Source organism: Burkholderia sp. IT-111MI5 (assembly GCF_949752865.1).
GTDB classification, from domain to species: Bacteria; Pseudomonadota; Gammaproteobacteria; order Burkholderiales; family Burkholderiaceae; genus Burkholderia; species Burkholderia pyrrocinia_C.
This window is the reverse complement of sequence record NZ_CATKIF010000012.1, coordinates 72,981-90,233: the sequence shown is the minus strand read 5'-3', so window position 1 is coordinate 90,233 and position 17,253 is coordinate 72,981. Positions and strand designations below refer to the sequence as shown.

The 17,253-nt window shown below is 67.2% G+C and carries 17 protein-coding genes; 10 read left to right on the top strand and 7 right to left on the bottom strand.

Annotated features, from left to right (window positions below; all coding sequences use genetic code 11):
• Nucleotides 1-381: 381 nt before the first annotated feature.
• Together ACM6JT_RS15015 and ACM6JT_RS15010 are read right to left on the bottom strand one after the other, a co-directional pair.
• Nucleotides 382-726 (bottom strand): MmcQ/YjbR family DNA-binding protein, encoded by a 345-nt coding sequence (locus ACM6JT_RS15015; protein ID WP_414856770.1) that lies wholly within the window; start codon nucleotides 724-726, stop codon nucleotides 382-384.
• An 81-nt stretch (nucleotides 727-807) separates the two neighbouring features.
• A complete protein-coding gene (locus ACM6JT_RS15010) occupies nucleotides 808-2,082 on the bottom strand; it encodes an MFS transporter (RefSeq protein ID WP_414856769.1) in 1,275 nt (424 codons plus the stop codon).
• A gap of 193 nt (nucleotides 2,083-2,275) precedes the next feature.
• Here ACM6JT_RS15010 and gcvA point away from each other — a divergent pair, with 193 nt between their 5' ends.
• The 3 genes from gcvA to ettA all read left to right on the top strand — a co-directional run bounded on the left by gcvA (nucleotide 2,276) and on the right by ettA (nucleotide 5,456).
• Complete coding sequence (gene gcvA / locus ACM6JT_RS15005; protein ID WP_414856768.1) at nucleotides 2,276-3,193, top strand: transcriptional regulator GcvA; 918 nt, start codon at nucleotides 2,276-2,278, stop codon at nucleotides 3,191-3,193.
• Nucleotides 3,194-3,295: 102 nt separating this feature from the next.
• Entirely contained in the window at nucleotides 3,296-3,604 is a 309-nt protein-coding gene (locus ACM6JT_RS15000; protein WP_414856767.1) for a DUF3761 domain-containing protein, read from the top strand.
• Nucleotides 3,605-3,788: 184 nt separating this feature from the next.
• Complete coding sequence (ettA, locus tag ACM6JT_RS14995) at nucleotides 3,789-5,456, top strand: energy-dependent translational throttle protein EttA (protein WP_414856766.1); 1,668 nt, start codon at nucleotides 3,789-3,791, stop codon at nucleotides 5,454-5,456.
• A 136-nt stretch (nucleotides 5,457-5,592) separates the two neighbouring features.
• Here ettA and ACM6JT_RS14990 read toward each other — a convergent pair whose 3' ends face one another.
• The 4 genes from ACM6JT_RS14990 to ACM6JT_RS14975 are packed head-to-tail and all read right to left on the bottom strand — an operon-like array spanning nucleotide 5,593 to nucleotide 8,907.
• Nucleotides 5,593-6,216: an HAD family hydrolase gene (locus ACM6JT_RS14990; protein WP_175750189.1), complete on the bottom strand. Its 624-nt coding sequence runs from the start codon at nucleotides 6,214-6,216 to the stop codon at nucleotides 5,593-5,595.
• Nucleotides 6,213-6,764, bottom strand: a complete 552-nt coding sequence (locus ACM6JT_RS14985; protein ID WP_414856765.1) for a cysteine hydrolase family protein — start codon at nucleotides 6,762-6,764, stop codon at nucleotides 6,213-6,215. The genes ACM6JT_RS14990 and ACM6JT_RS14985 overlap by 4 nt, the downstream gene beginning before the upstream one ends.
• A gap of 55 nt (nucleotides 6,765-6,819) precedes the next feature.
• Nucleotides 6,820-8,634 (bottom strand): aminopeptidase P family protein, encoded by a 1,815-nt coding sequence (locus ACM6JT_RS14980; protein WP_175750190.1) that lies wholly within the window; start codon nucleotides 8,632-8,634, stop codon nucleotides 6,820-6,822.
• Nucleotides 8,635-8,652: 18 nt separating this feature from the next.
• Nucleotides 8,653-8,907 (bottom strand): hypothetical protein, encoded by a 255-nt coding sequence (locus ACM6JT_RS14975; RefSeq protein WP_034183709.1) that lies wholly within the window; start codon nucleotides 8,905-8,907, stop codon nucleotides 8,653-8,655.
• A 171-nt stretch (nucleotides 8,908-9,078) separates the two neighbouring features.
• Here ACM6JT_RS14975 and ACM6JT_RS14970 point away from each other — a divergent pair, with 171 nt between their 5' ends.
• From ACM6JT_RS14970 to ACM6JT_RS14940, 7 genes are all read left to right on the top strand, one after another.
• Nucleotides 9,079-9,840: a response regulator transcription factor gene (locus tag ACM6JT_RS14970; protein ID WP_034183708.1), complete on the top strand. Its 762-nt coding sequence runs from the start codon at nucleotides 9,079-9,081 to the stop codon at nucleotides 9,838-9,840.
• 26 nt (nucleotides 9,841-9,866) lie between these two features.
• Nucleotides 9,867-11,165, top strand: a complete 1,299-nt coding sequence (gene hemA, locus ACM6JT_RS14965) for a glutamyl-tRNA reductase (RefSeq protein ID WP_034183707.1) — start codon at nucleotides 9,867-9,869, stop codon at nucleotides 11,163-11,165.
• An 81-nt stretch (nucleotides 11,166-11,246) separates the two neighbouring features.
• A complete protein-coding gene (gene prfA, locus ACM6JT_RS14960; RefSeq protein WP_034183706.1) occupies nucleotides 11,247-12,329 on the top strand; it encodes a peptide chain release factor 1 in 1,083 nt (360 codons plus the stop codon).
• 7 nt (nucleotides 12,330-12,336) lie between these two features.
• Nucleotides 12,337-13,179, top strand: a complete 843-nt coding sequence (prmC, locus tag ACM6JT_RS14955) for a peptide chain release factor N(5)-glutamine methyltransferase (protein WP_131947080.1) — start codon at nucleotides 12,337-12,339, stop codon at nucleotides 13,177-13,179.
• 67 nt (nucleotides 13,180-13,246) lie between these two features.
• Nucleotides 13,247-13,558 carry a Grx4 family monothiol glutaredoxin gene (gene grxD / locus ACM6JT_RS14950; protein ID WP_006753626.1) on the top strand — a complete coding sequence of 104 codons (312 nt, stop codon included), beginning with the start codon at nucleotides 13,247-13,249 and terminating at the stop codon, nucleotides 13,556-13,558.
• 26 nt (nucleotides 13,559-13,584) lie between these two features.
• Entirely contained in the window at nucleotides 13,585-14,181 is a 597-nt protein-coding gene (locus tag ACM6JT_RS14945; protein ID WP_034183704.1) for a UbiX family flavin prenyltransferase, read from the top strand.
• Nucleotides 14,182-14,391: 210 nt separating this feature from the next.
• The gene (locus ACM6JT_RS14940; protein ID WP_414856764.1) at nucleotides 14,392-15,183 is read left to right on the top strand and encodes a DODA-type extradiol aromatic ring-opening family dioxygenase; all 792 of its coding nucleotides are present in this window, start codon (nucleotides 14,392-14,394) and stop codon (nucleotides 15,181-15,183) included.
• A gap of 109 nt (nucleotides 15,184-15,292) precedes the next feature.
• Here the strand turns inward: ACM6JT_RS14940 and ACM6JT_RS14935 are convergent, their stop codons facing one another.
• Nucleotides 15,293-16,891: an APC family permease gene (locus ACM6JT_RS14935; RefSeq protein ID WP_414856763.1), complete on the bottom strand. Its 1,599-nt coding sequence runs from the start codon at nucleotides 16,889-16,891 to the stop codon at nucleotides 15,293-15,295.
• Nucleotides 16,892-17,253 lie beyond the last annotated feature (362 nt).

The window sequence follows — 17,253 nt, the reverse complement described above, 5'->3', positions numbered from 1 at the left end:
TGTCGCGTGAAGGCGGCGCGGGGAGTTGTCGTTCTTGAGCCGGGCCAGGCACGGCGCCTGCATTGCATGCAGGCCCGAGGCCGGATCGGGGACCGTTCCGGTGGGACGCGCCGCGCAGTCTGCGAAGCTGCGTGGGCGATGCGGCGCACGAGGCGCCGGCGCATCGCGTGCGCCCGTTCCGTCGGCTTTCGTCAGCCGCCTTCGAAGCGAAGGAGTGTAAGCATCAAACGGTTCTTCACTAAGAACCAATTGAAGAATTTCGATGGGACCACTTGTTGCATCGATGCGAACCGATGCAACGCCTGGTCGGGTCGGCGCCGGCTCGCGCGCCGTCAGGGCGCTTCCGTCAAAAGCAATCCGGCAGCGTCGCGCGCCGGACGCTCAGTTCCCGCCGCGCGCGGCTTCGTCCCGCCATTTGGCAGGCACGATGGCGTGCCATTCTCGCAGAAGCAGGTTTTTCACGGCGTCGGGATGCGCGGCCGACAGGCGCACCAGCACGATCGGCCAGCCCGCGTAGTGATCGGTCACGTAATACACGTCGGGTTCCGATTCGATCAGCCACGCGCGTTCGTCGGGGCCGACGCCCTTGACGACGAGCGTGTCGCCGTCATCGCGCAGCCGCGCGAGCAGCTTGCCCTTCACCTTGAGTGCGGGCGTGCCGTACGACGTGCCTTCCTCGACGCCGCGCCACGCCAGCGCGATCTGCCGGACTTCGTCGAATGTCACGATGCCTCCTCGACCGTTGGTCGACGGTTGACGGTCCGGCCACCCTATCGGAAATCGCGCGGCGCGCCCAGCGATGTGCGCCTATCCGCCGGTCGCTCGCGCGGCCACCGGCGCGCGTCCGGTGGTCGCGACGATGGCGAACGCGATCGCATTCGCGACGGCGCTCGCGAGGATCGGCACGAGATAGCCGCCCCCCGCGTCATAGATGAAGCCGGCAGCGGCCGGCCCGATCAGCGTGCCGAACGCGACGCTCGTGTACAGGATGCCGATGATCGCGCTCACGTTGCGGCCGCCGAAATAGTCCATCACGACCGCCGGCAGCACCGCGACCCAGCCGCCATAGAACACGCCGAACACGAGTGCGAACGCGGCAAGCGTCGCAACGGTGCCGGCGCCCGCCCACGCGACGAGCGCAACGGTCATGCCCGCGAACATCGCGAGCAGCGATGCGCGGCGGCCGAAGCGGTCGGCGAGGCCGCCGAGGAAAAAGCGGCCGGCCGTACTGCCGACGCCGATCGCGCCGAGCAGCAGCACGGCCGTCGATGGCGCGACGCCATGATCGAGCGCGTACGGCACGAGGTGGACGAACGGGACGAATACGCCGAACGAGCATACGAGACAGGCGGCGTAGAGACTCGCGAACGGCCGCGACGTGACGGCCTCGCGCACCGTCGCGCCAGCGTGCACCGTCGTGGCGGCCGCGCCGGCTCCGGAAGCACCGGTATTCCGGCCGCCGTCGCTGGCCGCATCGCCATCCGGCAGCAACCCGCGCCCGCGCGGATCGTTCTCGATCAGCAGCGACATGCCTGCCCCCAGGACCACCGCGATCGCTGCCAGCGTGAAATACGCGCCGCGCCAGCCGACATGTGCGATCAACGCGGACGCGAGCGGCGGCATCGCGAGCGTGCCGACGCCGATCCCCGCGACCGCGAGCCCCGACGCGAAGCCGCGCCGGCGGACGAACCAGCGCTGCACCGCGCCGACAGCCGGCACGTACGCGCAGCCGACGCCGAGACCGACACCGAGCCCGTACGCGACATAGACCTGCAGCAGCGTGTGCGCGGCGCCGGCGACCGCGAGCCCGGCACCCGTCAGCAGCATGCCGGCGACGGCGAGCCGCCGCGAGCCGAAGCGATCGGCAAGCGGCCCGCTGACGATGCCGAAGCCGAAATACAGGAAGCCGGCGAGCGAGAACACGAGCGAGATCTGCCCGCGCGATGCGGCGAAATCGCGCTGCAGCGACTCGACGAACGCGCTGAACGTATACGCACTGCCGAACCCGACGAACGTGACGGCGAACGCGGCCGCGACCACGTACCAGCCGTAGAAAAGGCGCGACGCGCCCGGACGGTTCATGACGATGCTCCTCTCAGGTCCCTCCGGACGCCGCGCGGCGTCCGGATTGCCTCATGGATATAGTTGAACTATGTTGATCACATCGGCCGCCGCGAGGCAGCCCTGAAGAATGCGATCCGATGCGACAACGGTACTCGCGCGTACGCGTCGTCTCAAACGATATTTCGTCGGCCTTTCGCTTTAGAAAAACTGAATGAATCGTTCCCGTCTGCCACCACTCAACGCGCTGCGTGCATTCGAAGCGGCCGCCCGCCACCTGTCGGTGAAGTCGGCGGCCGAAGAACTGTCGGTCACGCCCGGCGCGGTGAGCCAGATGATCCGCACGCTCGAGACGCATCTCGGCGTGCAGCTGTTCGAGCGCGTCAACCGCGGCATCCTGCTGACGGCCGCCGGCCGCGACTACCTGCCGCCGGTGCGCAATGCGTTCCGGCAGATCGCCGATGCGTCGCAGCGCGTGTCGGGCGCCGCCGACAGCGGCGTGCTGACGGTGAGCGTCACGCCGTTCTTCGCGTCCGCGTGGCTCGTACCGCGCCTCGCGGAATTCCGACACGCGTGCCCGGGCGTCGACCTGCAGATCGTCACGAGCCATGCACTCGCGGATTTCGCGCGCGACGGCGTCGACGTCGCGATCCGTCACGGCCTCGGGCGCTACATCGGGCTATGCAGCGAACGCCTGCTGACGGTGGAAATCGTTGCGCTCGCGTCGCCCGAACTCGTCGCGCGGCTCGGCATGCCGGCAACGCCGGCCGATCTCGTCGGCTGGCCGCACCTGCACGACGCCGAACGCAAGGGCTGGCACATCTGGTTCGGCGCACTGCGTATCGACGATTTCGGCCCGCCCCGAGGCCCCGCGTTCGACGACTCCGGCCTGTTGCTGCAGGCGATCGTCGCCGGCCAGGGCGCCGGGCTGCTGCCGGCCGCGATGGTGCGCGGCGAGCTCGAAAGCGGCCGGCTCGTGCAGCTCGCCGACGTCGCGTGGCTCGACGATTTCGCGTACTACCTCGTCTATCCGCCGCATCACGCGGAACGGCCGAAGATCGCCGCGTTCCGCCGTTGGATTCTCGACGCCGCACAGGCCGACGGCGCGGCATCGATGTCCGGCGCGGCTTGACGTCGCTCCACCGCGAGGCGCCGGCGCCGATCCATGGCCGATCGGCTAACATGCGGCGCGGGCCATCGGCCCGACATCGATAACAACAGACCGAGAGAGACCATGCCTGCCCTGCTCCGCCGCGCGACGCACGTTGCGACGCTGTCGATCGCGCTCTTCGTCGCGTGCGCCGCCCAGCCTCCTTCCGCGCAGGCGTACCGCGCACCGCCCGGCCACGGCAACGAAGCCGATCTCGACCGTCACGACACGTATCGCAACCGCGACGGCGAAACCGTGCATGCGCCCGCCCATTCGAAATCGGGCCGCGTGCCCGACGGCGCAAGCGCGCGCTGCCGCGACGGCACGTACAGCTTCAGCCGCCACCGGCGCGGCACGTGCTCGGGGCACGGCGGCGTCGCCGCGTGGCTGTGAACGCCGCGCGCCCGAATGCCTGCGTCGTGCCAGCGACACCCGGCGGCGAAGTACAATAGCCGCTCGCGCCGCCGCCACTCGGCGACGCCGCCGCGCCTTGCGCGGCACGCTCCGTACCGAATCACCCGACGCCGCCCTGCCAGCGCGCTGCGCGGCCGTCTCAACTTCTGACTTTCACACCCAAATGGCCCAATACGTTTTCACGATGAACCGGGTCGGCAAGATCGTGCCGCCCAAGCGCCAGATCCTGAAGGACATCTCGCTGTCGTTCTTTCCGGGCGCGAAGATCGGCGTGCTCGGCCTGAACGGCTCGGGCAAGTCGACGCTGATCCGCATCATGGCGGGCGTCGACAAGGACATCGAAGGCGAAGCGACGCCGATGCCGAACCTGAACATCGGCTACCTGCCGCAGGAACCGCAGCTCGACCCGACGAAGACGGTGCGCGAAGCCGTCGAGGAAGGCCTCGGCGACCTGTTCCAGGCCAACAAGAAGCTTGAAGAAATCTACGCGGCGTATGCCGAGCCGGACGCCGACTTCGACGCGCTCGCGGCCGAACAGGCGAAGTACGAGGCGATCCTCGCGTCGAGCGACGGCGGCAGCCCCGAGCAGCAGCTCGAAGTGGCCGCCGACGCGCTGCGCCTGCCGGCGTGGGACGCGAAGATCGAGCACCTGTCGGGCGGCGAAAAGCGCCGCGTCGCACTGTGCAAGCTGCTGCTCGAAAAGCCCGACATGCTGCTGCTCGACGAACCGACCAACCACCTCGACGCCGAATCGGTCGACTGGCTCGAACAGTTCCTGGTGCGCTTCCCGGGCACCGTCGTCGCCGTCACGCACGATCGCTACTTCCTCGACAACGCGGCCGAGTGGATTCTCGAACTCGACCGCGGCCACGGCATTCCGTGGAAGGGCAACTACAGCAGCTGGCTCGACCAGAAGGAAGAGCGCCTGAAGCAGGAAGAAGCGTCGGAGTCGGCGCGCCAGAAGGCGATCAAGAAGGAACTGGAGTGGGTGCGCCAGAACCCGAAGGGCCGCCAGGCGAAGTCGAAGGCGCGTATCGCGCGCTTCGAGGAGCTGAACAGCCAGGAATACCAGAAGCGCAACGAGACGCAGGAAATCTTCATTCCGGTCGGCGACCGCCTCGGCAATGAAGTGATCGAGTTCAAGAACGTCAGCAAGGCGTTCGGCGACCGCCTGCTGATCGACAACCTGAACCTGAAGATCCCGGCCGGCGCGATCGTCGGCATCATCGGCCCGAACGGCGCCGGCAAGTCGACGCTGTTCCGGATGCTGACGGGCAAGGAGCAGCCGGATTCGGGCGAGGTCGTGATGGGCCCGACGGTGAAGCTCGCGCACGTCGACCAGAGCCGCGATGCGCTCGACGGCTCGAAGACGGTGTTCGAGGAAATCTCGGGCGGCGCCGACGTGCTGACGGTGGGCAAGTACGAGACGCCGTCGCGCGCGTACATCGGCCGCTTCAACTTCAAGGGCGGCGATCAGCAGAAGATCGTCGGCAACCTGTCCGGCGGCGAACGCGGCCGCCTGCACCTCGCGAAGACGCTGATCTCGGGCGGCAACGTGCTGCTGCTCGACGAACCGTCGAACGACCTCGACGTCGAAACGCTGCGCGCGCTGGAAGACGCGCTGCTCGAATTCGCGGGCTCGGTGATGGTGATCTCGCACGATCGCTGGTTCCTCGATCGGATCGCGACGCACATCCTCGCGTTCGAAGGCGATTCGCAGGTCACGTTCTTCGACGGCAACTACCAGGAGTACGAAGCCGACAAGCGCGCGCGCCTCGGCGAGGAAGCCGCGAAGCCGCACCGACTGCGCTACAAGCCGATCACCCGCTGAGCGGCGCGGCCCGGGCGCCCGGCACTGCGGCAACGCGGGGCCGGATGCCGAAGGTGGCCGCTTCCTTCCGGATCGGCAAAACGACAAAGCGGGCCCATGGCCCGCTTTTTTCATCTGACGATCGCTCGCCCGCCGCCTACGCGAGCGCGCCCAGTTCGCGCAGCCGCGCCTCAGTCTGCGCCGCGCTCGTGTGATGAATGCCGTGCCAGCCGAGCGCCGTTGCGGCCGCGGCGTTCTTCGCGTTGTCGTCGATGAACACGAGCTCGCGCGGCGCGATGCCCGGCAGGTGCGGATCGATTCTCGCGTGCATCTCGCGGTAGATCGCCGGATCGGGTTTCACGAGCTTCACGCGGCCCGACACGACGATGTCCCTGAACCGCCGCAGGACCGGGAAGTTGTCCCACGCATACGGAAACGTCTGCGCGGACCAGTTCGTCAGCCCGAACAGCGGCATCCCCTGCGCGTCGAGCCGGTCGACGAGCGCGGCGCCTTCGTCGAGCACGCCGCCGATCATCTCGTGCCAGCGTGCGTAGAACGCGCGGATCAGCACCTCGTGCTCCGGAAACTTCGCGACGAGCTCGGCCGTACCTTCCTCGATCGTCTGCCCGCCGTCCTGGCGAATCACCCAGTCCATCGCGCAGACATGCGTGAGGAACCAGCGACGCTCGGCCTCGTCGGGAATCAGTTGCCGGTAAAGGTAGTCGGGGCTCCAGTCGATCAGCACGCCGCCGAAATCGAACACCACCGCCTTGATCGTCATGCGAACTCCGCGGCGAGCACGTCGGCGAGCGGACGCGGCGTGACCGCGTTGCCCGACAGCGAATTGTTTGCCCAGACGAAGTGATGATGCGCGACGATCTGCGCGGCCGACAGGTGCGCACGCTCGTTCGTCGTATGCAGGTCGGACACGACGGTCGTCCGGTAGCCGAGCAGTGCCGCACGGCGCGCGGCCGAATCGACGCAGAACTCGGTCGCATAGCCGCAGATCAGCACCGAACGGATGCCGCGGCGGTCGAGCTGCGCCGCGAGCGGCGTGTCGTGGAACGAGTCGCTCACCTGCTTGCGCACGCGCCAGTCGTCGCTCCCGACGACCAGCCCCGCATGCAGCTCCCAGCCCGGCGTGCCGGGCACGATGTCGTCGTCTGCGTCGCCGTCGTGCTGCACGAAGCACACGGGCGCGTTCGCCGCGCGTGCCGCCGCCGTCAACCGGTTGATGCCCGACACCACGTCGTCGAGCCGGTACGCGGGCTGCGCCCGCTCCACCAGTCCGCGCTGCATGTCGACCACGATCACTGCGGTGTCCGCCATATTTTGCCCTCGCTGTTGTGGTTCGGCCGTCGTCCGGCCGTTATCGCACGTCGCGTCAGATCGGCTGCGTGCGCGCGTCGAGCCATGCCTTCGCGTCGCCGCTCAGGTGCCGGCCGACGCGCTCGCGCACCGTCGCGTGATACGTGTTCAGCCACGCGCGCTCTTCGTCGTGCAGCATCTCGATCAGCACGCAGCGCGTGTCGATCGGGCACAGCGTCAGCGTCTCGAACGCGAGGAAATCGCCGAACTCGGTCTTCCCGGCCGCGCGGTTCACGACCAGGTTCTCGATCCGGATGCCCCACTGGCCGGGGCGGTACACGCCCGGCTCGATCGACGTGATCATCCCCTCTTCCATCGCCGTGTACGGCTCGGCCGGCGCGTAGTGCGAGATGACCTGCGGGCCCTCGTGCACGTTCAGGAAATAGCCGACGCCATGCCCCGTGCCGTGGCCGTAGTCGAGCCCGGCCGCCCACATCGGCGCGCGCGCGATCGCGTCGAGCATCGGCGAGCGGATGCCGCGCGGGAAGCGTGCGCGCGACAGCGCCATCATCGATTTCAGCACGATCGTGAAATCGCGCCGCTGCAGGTCGCTGACGGTGCCGACCGGCACGACGCGCGTGATGTCGGTCGTGCCCGTCACGTACTGGCCGCCCGAATCGATCAGCAACAGGCCGTCGCCGGCGATCGTCGCGTGCGACTCGGGCGTGGCGTGGTAATGCGGCATCGCGCCGTTCGCGTTGAAGCCGGCGATCGTCGCGAAGCTCGGCGACACATAGCCGGGGCGCCGTGCGCGCGCGGCCGTGAGCTTCTCCTCGATCGTCAGTTCGGTGATCGTCTCGCGGTTCACGGCCTGCTCGAACCAGGCAAAGAATTCCGCGAGCGCGGCGCCGTCGTGCTCCATCGTCACGCGCACGTGCTCGATCTCGGCGGACGTCTTGCGCGACTTCGCGAACGTCGACGGATTCACGGCCTCGACGAGCTTCACGCCGGCCGGCACGGCCTCGAGCGTGCCGAACGTCACGCGGCGCGGGTCAACCAGCAGCGTCGCGCCGTCGGGCAGCGCCGCGAGCGATGCGCGTGCGGCATCGTATGCACGGACGTCGACGCCGTCCTGCGCGAGCGACGCGGCCAGCGCCGGCGACACCTTGCCGTCGGCGACGAACAGCGTCGCGCGATCGGCACCGATCATTGCGTGCGCAACGAATACGGGATTGAAGTTGACGTCGGCGCCGCGCAGGTTGAACAACCAGGCCAGATCGTCGAGCGTCGACACGAAATGCCACTGCGCGCCCTGCGCGTGCATCGCGCGGCGCACTTCGGCCAGCTTGCTCGCGCGCGTCGTGTCGGCCTGCGGCGCCGCGTGCTCGAACACCGCGTCGCCGGGCAGCCCCGGCCGCTCGGGCCAGATCGCGTCGAGCAGGTCGAGATCGGTGCGCAGCGCGATGCCGCGCGCGCTCAGCGCGGCCGTCAGCCCGCGCGCGGCCGCGACGCCGAGCACGGCGCCGTCGACGCCGACCGTCGCGCCCGCTGCCACGTTCTGCGCGAGCCAGTCGACGTGCGGCGCGCTCTGCTGCCCGCCCGTCATCTTCATCAACTGCACGCCCGTGCCGGCCAGTTCGGCATCGGCCTGCACCCAGTAGCGGCTGTCGACCCACAGCCCCGCGAAATCCGCGGTCACGACCAGCGTGCCGACCGAGCCCGTGAAGCCGGACAGCCAGCGACGGGCCTGCCAGCGCTCGGGCAGGTATTCGGACAGATGGGGATCGGCGGACGGCACGAGATAGGCGGCCAGGTCCTCGCGGGCCATGGCGCCGCGCAGCAGCGCAAGGCGGGCCGGCACCGACGAGACTTCGGGAAGACGGGCATTCATGATTTCACCTGAGAGCATTCAGCGACGGGCCGACAGCGCGACCGTCACGGCTACGGCAAGGAACGCGACGCCGGTGCAGACCGGCCATTCGAGCGTCTCGCCATCGTAAAACAGTCCCGAGAGATTGCCGGCCATGCGGGCGGCAGCCGCACCCACGATGCCGACGAGTACCGCGATCCACCACGCCGGCCGGCCCGTGCGCCGCATCGGGTGCAGCCATCGGCCGAACAGCCCGACGGCCGCTCCCAGGACAAGGATTCCAAACCAGTTCATTCGACGCCTTCTATAAATTCAGATTCGTCCCATAGGCGTGAACGTTGCCAGCGGCTAGCATCGATTCATCCATCGAACCCGAGACCAGCCGGGCGCCGCGAACGTTCGAGTGTAGGGGCCGACTCGACGTTATGGCAAGCGCGCACCGGCTGCCGTATTGAAGAAACTCTCATGCGAATCGCTCTGATCGATCCGGAGGCGCGTCATGCCGCGCTCCTGAACCGCCTGCTCTTTGCAGGCGGTCATGTGTGCCACGCGTTTTCGTCCAGCACGGCGTTCTTCGAATGGCTCGCCACCGACACCTGCGACATGCTGATCACCGGCAACTGGGCCGGCGACCAGCCCGCCGAGGAAGTCATACCGCGCGCGCAGGCGATCCTGCCCGGGCTGCCGGCCATCGCCGTGATGCAGTTGCCGCGCGAAAGCGAAATCGTATCGTGCCTGCACGCGGGCGCCGACGATTGCCTCGTGCGCCCCGTCAGCGGGCCCGAACTGCTCGCGCGCGTCAACGCGCTGAGCCGGCGCGCCGGCGTGCGCCGGCCGCCGACCCGCTCGCGCGAAATGTATGGCGAATACGCATTCGACGCCACGCATTGCCTTGTGCGCTTCGGCAACGCAATCGTTTCACTCACGCCCAAGGAGTTCCGCTTCGCGCAGTTGCTGTTCGCGAACCTGTCGCGGCCCGTGTCGCGCGCCCATATCCTCGAAACGGTGTGGGCCCGCCGCCGCGACATGAAGTCGCGCACGCTCGATACGCATGCGTCCCGGCTGCGCAGCAAGTTGCAGCTGCTTCCGGAGCATGGCTACCGCCTGTTGCCGCTCTACGGCTATGGCTACCAGCTCGAACGCGTGCCGATCGAGCCCCCAAATTCCCGGCCGTGCCACACCGATGCCCGGTATGCGGCGAGTGAGGAAATCGCTGAAACGCTATAATATGGGGCTAAACGATAGCCCTGGATATGCAACTCCTCACGATCGGAATCAATCACCACACTGCGCCTGTCGCCCTGCGCGAACGCGTGGCGTTTCCGCTCGAGCAGATCAAGCCGGCTCTCGTCACGTTCAAGAACGTGTTTCTCGGGCCCCAGGCGCCCAACACGCCCGAAGCGGCGATCCTCTCCACCTGCAACCGCACCGAACTGTATTGCGCGACCGACGATCGCGCAGCACGTGAAGGCGCGCTCCGCTGGCTGTCGGAGTATCACCGGATTCCCGTCGACGAGCTCGCCCCGCATGTTTACGCGCTGCCGCAGTCGGAAGCGGTCCGCCATGCATTCCGCGTCGCATCCGGCCTCGATTCGATGGTGCTTGGCGAAACGCAGATTCTGGGCCAGATGAAGGACGCCGTGCGCACCGCGACGGAAGCCGGCGCGCTCGGCACCTATCTGAACCAGCTGTTCCAGCGCACATTCGCGGTGGCGAAGGAAGTGCGCGGCACGACCGAGATCGGCACGCAGTCGGTGTCGATGGCCGCCGCCGCGGTTCGCCTCGCACAGCGGATCTTCGAAAAGGTGTCGGATCAGCGCGTGCTGTTCATCGGCGCCGGCGAGATGATCGAGCTGTGCGCGACGCACTTCGCCGCGCAAGGCCCGCGCGAACTCGTCGTCGCGAACCGCACGGCCGAACGCGGCCAGCGGCTCGCCGAACGCTTCAACGGCCGCGCGATGCCGCTGTCGGATCTGCCGGCCCGCATGCAGGAATTCGACATCATCGTGTCGTGCACGGCGTCGACGCTGCCGATCATCGGCCTCGGCGCGGTCGAGCGTGCGGTGAAAGCACGCCGCCACCGGCCGATCTTCATGGTCGACCTCGCGGTGCCGCGCGACATCGAGCCCGAGGTCGGCAAGCTGAAGGACGTGTTCCTCTACACCGTCGACGATCTCGGCGCGATCGTGCGCGAAGGCAACGCATCGCGCCAGGCGGCGGTCGCGCAGGCTGAATCGATCATCGAGACGCGTGTGCAGAACTTCATGCAATGGCTCGACACGCGCAGCGTCGTGCCGGTGATTCGTCACATGCATACGCAGGCCGACGCGCTGCGCCGTGCCGAAGTCGACAAGGCACAGAAGCTGCTCGCACGCGGCGACGATCCGGCCGCCGTGCTCGAAGCGCTGTCGCAGGCGCTGACCAACAAGCTGATCCACGGCCCGACGAGCGCGCTCAACCGCGTGAACGGCGCCGATCGCGATTCGCTGATCGACCTGATGCGTGGCTTCTACCAGCACGCGCCGCGGTCGAACGACCAGTCCGGCCACTAGCGCCGGCCGGTTGCCCTGCCGCCGGCCGCGAGCCGGCCTATCCTTTCCGAATACCCTTGCCCGGGAGCGCCGCTCCACACCATGAAGACGAGCATGCAACGCAAGCTCGACCAGCTGTCCACACGGCTGGCCGAACTGAACGACCTGCTGAGCCGCGAAAACGTCACGGCCGATCTCGACCAGTACCGCAAGCTGACGCGCGAACATGCGGAACTCGGCCCGGTCGTCGAGCAGTACGCGCTGTGGCGCCAGTCGCGCAGCGACGAAACGGCCGCGCAGGAACTGCTCGCCGATCCGTCGATGCGCGATTTCGCCGAGGACGAGATCCGCAGCGCGCGAGAAAGCATGGCCCGCCTCGAGGTCGAGCTGCAGAAAATGCTGTTGCCGAAGGATCCGAACGACGATCGCAACATCTTCCTCGAAATCCGCGCGGGCACGGGCGGCGACGAATCGGCGCTGTTCGCTGGCGACCTGCTGCGCATGTACCTGCGCTTCGCGGAACGCCATCGCTGGCAGGTCGAGATGATGTCGGAGAGCGCGTCGGATCTCGGCGGCTACAAGGAAGTGATCGTGCGGATCGCGGGCCAAGGCGCGTATTCGCGCCTGAAGTTCGAATCGGGCGGCCATCGCGTGCAGCGCGTGCCGGCGACCGAGACGCAGGGGCGCATCCATACGTCCGCGTGCACGGTCGCGGTGATGCCGGAAGCCGACGAGATCGGCGAGGTCGAGATCAATCCGGCCGACCTGCGGATCGATACGTTCCGTGCGTCCGGCGCGGGCGGCCAGCACATCAACAAGACCGATTCGGCGGTGCGCGTCACGCACATCCCGACCGGAATCGTCGTCGAGTGCCAGGACGACCGTTCGCAGCATAAGAACAAGGATCGCGCGCTGAAGGTGCTCGCCGCGCGCATCAAGGACAAGCAGTATCACGAGCAGCACGCGAAGGAAGCGGCGACGCGCAAGAGCCTGATCGGCTCCGGCGACCGCTCGGAGCGGATCCGCACGTACAACTTCCCGCAAGGCCGGATGACCGACCACCGGATCAACCTGACGCTGTACCGGCTCGAGGCGATCATGGACGGCGATCTCGACGAACTGATCGGCGTGCTCGTCAGCGAGCACCAGGCCGAACTGCTCGCGTCGCTCGGCGACGCCGACTGAGGCCGCGATGCCCGATACCACCGCCGACGAACTGCTGCGCGCGTCGCCGCTCGACGCGGTCGATGCGCGCGTGCTGCTCGCGCACGCGCTCGGCTGGACCCGCACGCAACTGATCACGCGTGGCGACGCGCCGCTCGACGCTGCCGCGGTCGAACGCTATCGCGCGCTCGAAGCGCGCCGCGTGGCCGGCGAGCCGGTCGCGCAGCTCGTCGGGATGCGCGAATTCTTCGGCCGGCCGTTCGACGTGACGCCCGACGTGCTGATCCCGCGCCCCGAAACCGAACTGCTCGTCGAAGCCGCGCTCGATGCGATCGACGGGCTGCCGCATCCGGCCGTGCTCGATCTCGGCACCGGCAGCGGCGCGATCGCCGTGTCGATCGCCGCCGAGCGTCCCGATGCACGCGTGTGGGCGCTCGACCGTTCGCCGGCCGCGCTCGCAGTCGCGCAATGCAACGCCGGCAAGCTGCTCGACGCGCACCGCCCCGGCGGCCCGCTGCACTGGCTGCAGAGCGACTGGTACGCGGCGCTCGATCCGGCGCTCGCGTTCGACACGATCGTCAGCAACCCGCCGTACATCGCGCAGCACGATCCGCACCTCGCGCAGGGCGATCTGCGTTTCGAGCCGCGCGGCGCGCTTACCGACGACGCCGACGGCCTCAGCGCGATCCGCACGATCGTCGCGGGCGCCGGCGCCTACCTGAAACCGGGCGGCACGCTGTGGATCGAGCACGGCTACGACCAGGCCGAAGCCGTCCGCGCGGTGCTGTCGTCGCACGGCTTCGTCGCAGTCGAATCGCTCGCCGATCTGGCTGCGATCGAACGCACGACCGGCGGCCGCCTGCCGGGCTGATGCCCGGCCCGCCCGGTTGAAATCCGCTATCATTTCGATCTAACGCCCCGCAAACGCAAGGTCAGTCATGGACACCCAACAACGTATCAAGCAAATCGTCGACGAAAACCAGGTCGTGCTCTTCATGAAGGGCAACGCGCAATTCCCGATGTGCGGCTTCTCGGGCCGCGCGGTGCAGGTGCTGAAGGCCTGCGGCGTCGACCAGTTCAAGACGGTCAACGTGCTCGAGGACGACGAAATCCGCCAGGGCATCAAGGAATTCTCGAACTGGCCGACCATCCCGCAGCTCTACGTGAAGGGCGAATTCGTCGGCGGCTCGGACATCATGATGGAGATGTACCAGTCGGGCGAGCTGCAGCAACTGTTCGCAGCCGCTTAACACGCCCGACCTGCCCCTCCCTTTCGATGGCATCTCCCAGCGCGCCGCCACGCCGGCTGATCGTCGCGATCACCGGCGCCACCGGCGCGATCTACGGCGTGCGGCTGCTCGACCTGCTGCGCGCCGCCGGCGGCGTCGAAACGCATCTGCTGATTTCGAACGCCGGCTGGCTCAACATCCAGCATGAACTGAAGCTGCCGAAGGCCGATGTCGAAAGCCGTGCGGACGTCGTGCATTCGGTGCGCGACGTCGGCGCGACGATCGCGTCGGGCTCGTTCGCGACCGACGGGATGGTGATCGCGCCATGCTCGATGAAGACGCTCGCGAGCGTTGCGCACGGGCTGTCCGACAACCTGATCACGCGCGCGGCCGACGTCACGCTGAAGGAACGCCGCCGTCTCGTGCTGATGGTGCGCGAAACGCCGTTCAACCTCGCGCATCTGCGCAACATGACCGCCGTCACCGAAATGGGCGGCATCGTGTTTCCGCCGTTGCCCGCGTTCTATGCGATGCCGAAGACGATCGAGGAACTCGTCGACCAGACCGTCACCCGCGTGCTCGACCTGTTCGCGCTCAGCGCACCGCTGACGACACCGTGGGCCGGCATCCGGCACGCGCAGTAAGCCGATCGCCACACCCGCTTCTTCGCGCATCTTCACCGATTCAATCGGCAATTCATTCGATTTCACGCGTACTGACGTCTACCCACACCAGGACGCATTGCATCGCGACGATTATCAACAAACAAGAATCAATCAAATTCTCTGGCGCGGATTTATCAATGTCAGGTGCACGCCTATAGTCACAGGCAAACCCTTTTGCAGGCCATCGCCATGAACCGCTTGCCTTCGCTGTACCTGTCCCACGGCGCGCCGACGCTGCCGATCGACCCGACGCTGCCGTCCGGTGCGTTCACGCACCTCGGCGCCGAATTGCCGCGCCCGCGCGCGGTGCTGATGCTGTCCGCGCACTGGGGCACGCAACAGCCGGTCGCGAGCGTCGCCGCACACCCGGAAACGATCCACGACTTCTACGGTTTTCCGCGCGCGCTGTACGAGATCCGCTATCCGGCGCCGGGCGCCCCTGACGTCGCCGAGCGAGCGGCCGCGCTGCTGAACGCAGCCGGCATCGCGACCGCGACGACCGAGCACGGGCTCGACCACGGCGCGTGGGTGCCGATGCTGCTGATGTTCCCGGAGGCCGACGTGCCGGTCGCGCAGTTGTCGATCCAGCCGCGCGCGGACGCGGCCCACCACTTCGCGCTCGGCCGCGCGCTGCGGCCGCTGCGCGACGAAGGCGTGATGGTGATCGGCTCGGGCCAGATCACGCACAACCTGCGCGCAGCCGATTTCGGCGCGGCGCCCGAGGATGCGGACCCGCGCGTGGCGGAATTCACCGGCTGGTTCGAGGAGAAGCTCGCCGCGCGCGACGTCGACGCGCTGCTCGACTACCGCCGGCAGGCACCGCATGCGGCGCTGATGCATCCGACCGACGAACATCTGCTGCCGGTGTTCACGGCGCTCGGCGCGGCGGACGACGACTACCAGCTCGGCATCCAGTCGCTCGGCACCTACCAGCGCGTGCTCGCGATGACGAACTACGTGTTCGCGAGCGCGGCCACCTGAATTCCGCGAGACAACCGGCGACAACAAACAAAAAACCCGCCCGGGCATTGCCCGGGCGGTTTTTTTTCACTGCTTCCCGCCGCCGCCGAATCCGGCGGCAGGTCACGCGTCAGACACCGACCCCTTCGAGGATCTCGTCGTGCGTCTCGCGCTCGTCGAGATACTGGGTCCGGTAGCCGGTACTCACGCCCCAGAAGTAGAACACGAGCGAAATCGCAGCGACGATCAGCATGTCCCAGCCGTACGGCAGATAGCCGTGACCGCCGAACTCCTTGCTGCCGATCAGCGACAGCACGGCCATCGTCGGCAGGTACGCGACCAGCCACCATGCGGCCTTCAGGTCGGCACCCCAGCCGGTCCAGCCCGACTTCGCCTGGAAGTAGAAATACACCGGCAGTGCGACGATCATCAGCAGGATGATTTCGCCCGTCAGCGGCCACTTCGCCCAGTACAGGATCAGCGACGCGCAGACGAACGCGAACGGTGCGATCAGCTTCATCAGCGGAATCGACAGCGGGCGCTCGATGTCGGTCGCCGCGCGGCGCAGCGCCATCAGGCTGATCGGGCCGGTCAGGTACGAGATCACCGTCGCAACCGAGATCACTGCCGCGAGCGAGCTCCAGCCGCGGAAGAAGAACAGGAAGATGAACGAGACCAGCAGGTTGAACCACATCGCCTGGCGCGGCACACCGTAGAGCGGGTGCACGTTGCCGAACATCTTCGGCATCGTGTTGTTGCGCTCCATCGCGTAGATCATCCGGGTGGTCGTCGCCATGTAGGTCGTGCCGGTGCCGCTCGGGCTGATGAACGCGTCGACGTACAGCAGGATCGCGAGCCAGTTCAGGTTCAGCGCGATCGCGAGTTCCGCGAACGGCGACGAGAAGTTGAAGTGCGACCAGCCCTGTGCGACGTCGGCCGGATTCACCGAGCCGATGTAGGCCACCTGCAGCAGCACGTAGATCACGAGCGCGATCAGGATCGACGAGATCACCGCGAACGGCACGCTGCGCGACGGATTGCGCGCTTCGCCCGCGAGGTTCACGGGGCTCTGGAAGCCGTTGAACGCGAACACGATGCCGCTCGTCGCGACCGCGGTCAGCACCGCCGACCAGCCGTACGGCGCAAAGCTTGCATTGGATGCAGTGCCGAGGTTCGCCGAATGGAAGCTCGTCAGCATAAGGCCGAGGATCGTGAGGCCGGGGATCAGGAACTTGAAGATCGTGATTGCGGTGTTCGCACGCGCGAAGGCCTTCACACCCCAGTAGTTCAGCATGAAGTAGATGACGACCAGCACGGCCGACAGCAGCAGCCCGGGTGTCGTCAACTCGCCGTTCACGAACAGGCTGTGCGCCCACGGATACGGCCACGTGCTCATGTACTGGATCGACGCTTCGGCCTCGATCGGGATCACGGAGACGATCGCGATCCAGTTGGCCCATGCGCTGATGAAGCCCACCAGCGAACCGTGCGAATAGCGCGCATAGCGCACCATGCCGCCCGACTCGGGGAACATCGCGCCCAGTTCGGCGTAAGTCAGTGCAATCGCGAGAATCACGACCGCGCCGATGATCCATGCGCAGATCGCCGCCGGACCGGCAATCTTCGCGGCCTTCCAGGCGCCGAACAGCCAGCCCGAGCCGATAATCGAACCCAGCCCCGTCAGCATCAATGCAAACGGGCCGATGTTCCGTTGAATAGAACTCTTCACATCCTCTCCTGTGTCTCAAAAAGCATGGTCGGCCCGCAGTCCGGGATCGGCTCGGACTGCACCGCGCACGCATTCTTGGGGGGACGAGTCATCCGATCGGGGCAACCCGTCCGCGCGGCGCGTAGTTTAACGGTTGCACCTCGAACGTGGCGCCAAAATCGTTCGGCCCCTACAAAAAATTCGCATCGCCTGCAAGCTTTGTAAACCTGATATACGCAATAACCCTGAGAGCATGGAAATACGGTTGACCACACGATCGATTAGCCGTATAAAGGACTTCGCAGGATTTCAAGCGGCGAGTGAATTGGTTCTTTCGTAGTTCGCCCATCAACGGTACTCCGGTTGGTCCTATTACCCCTTCC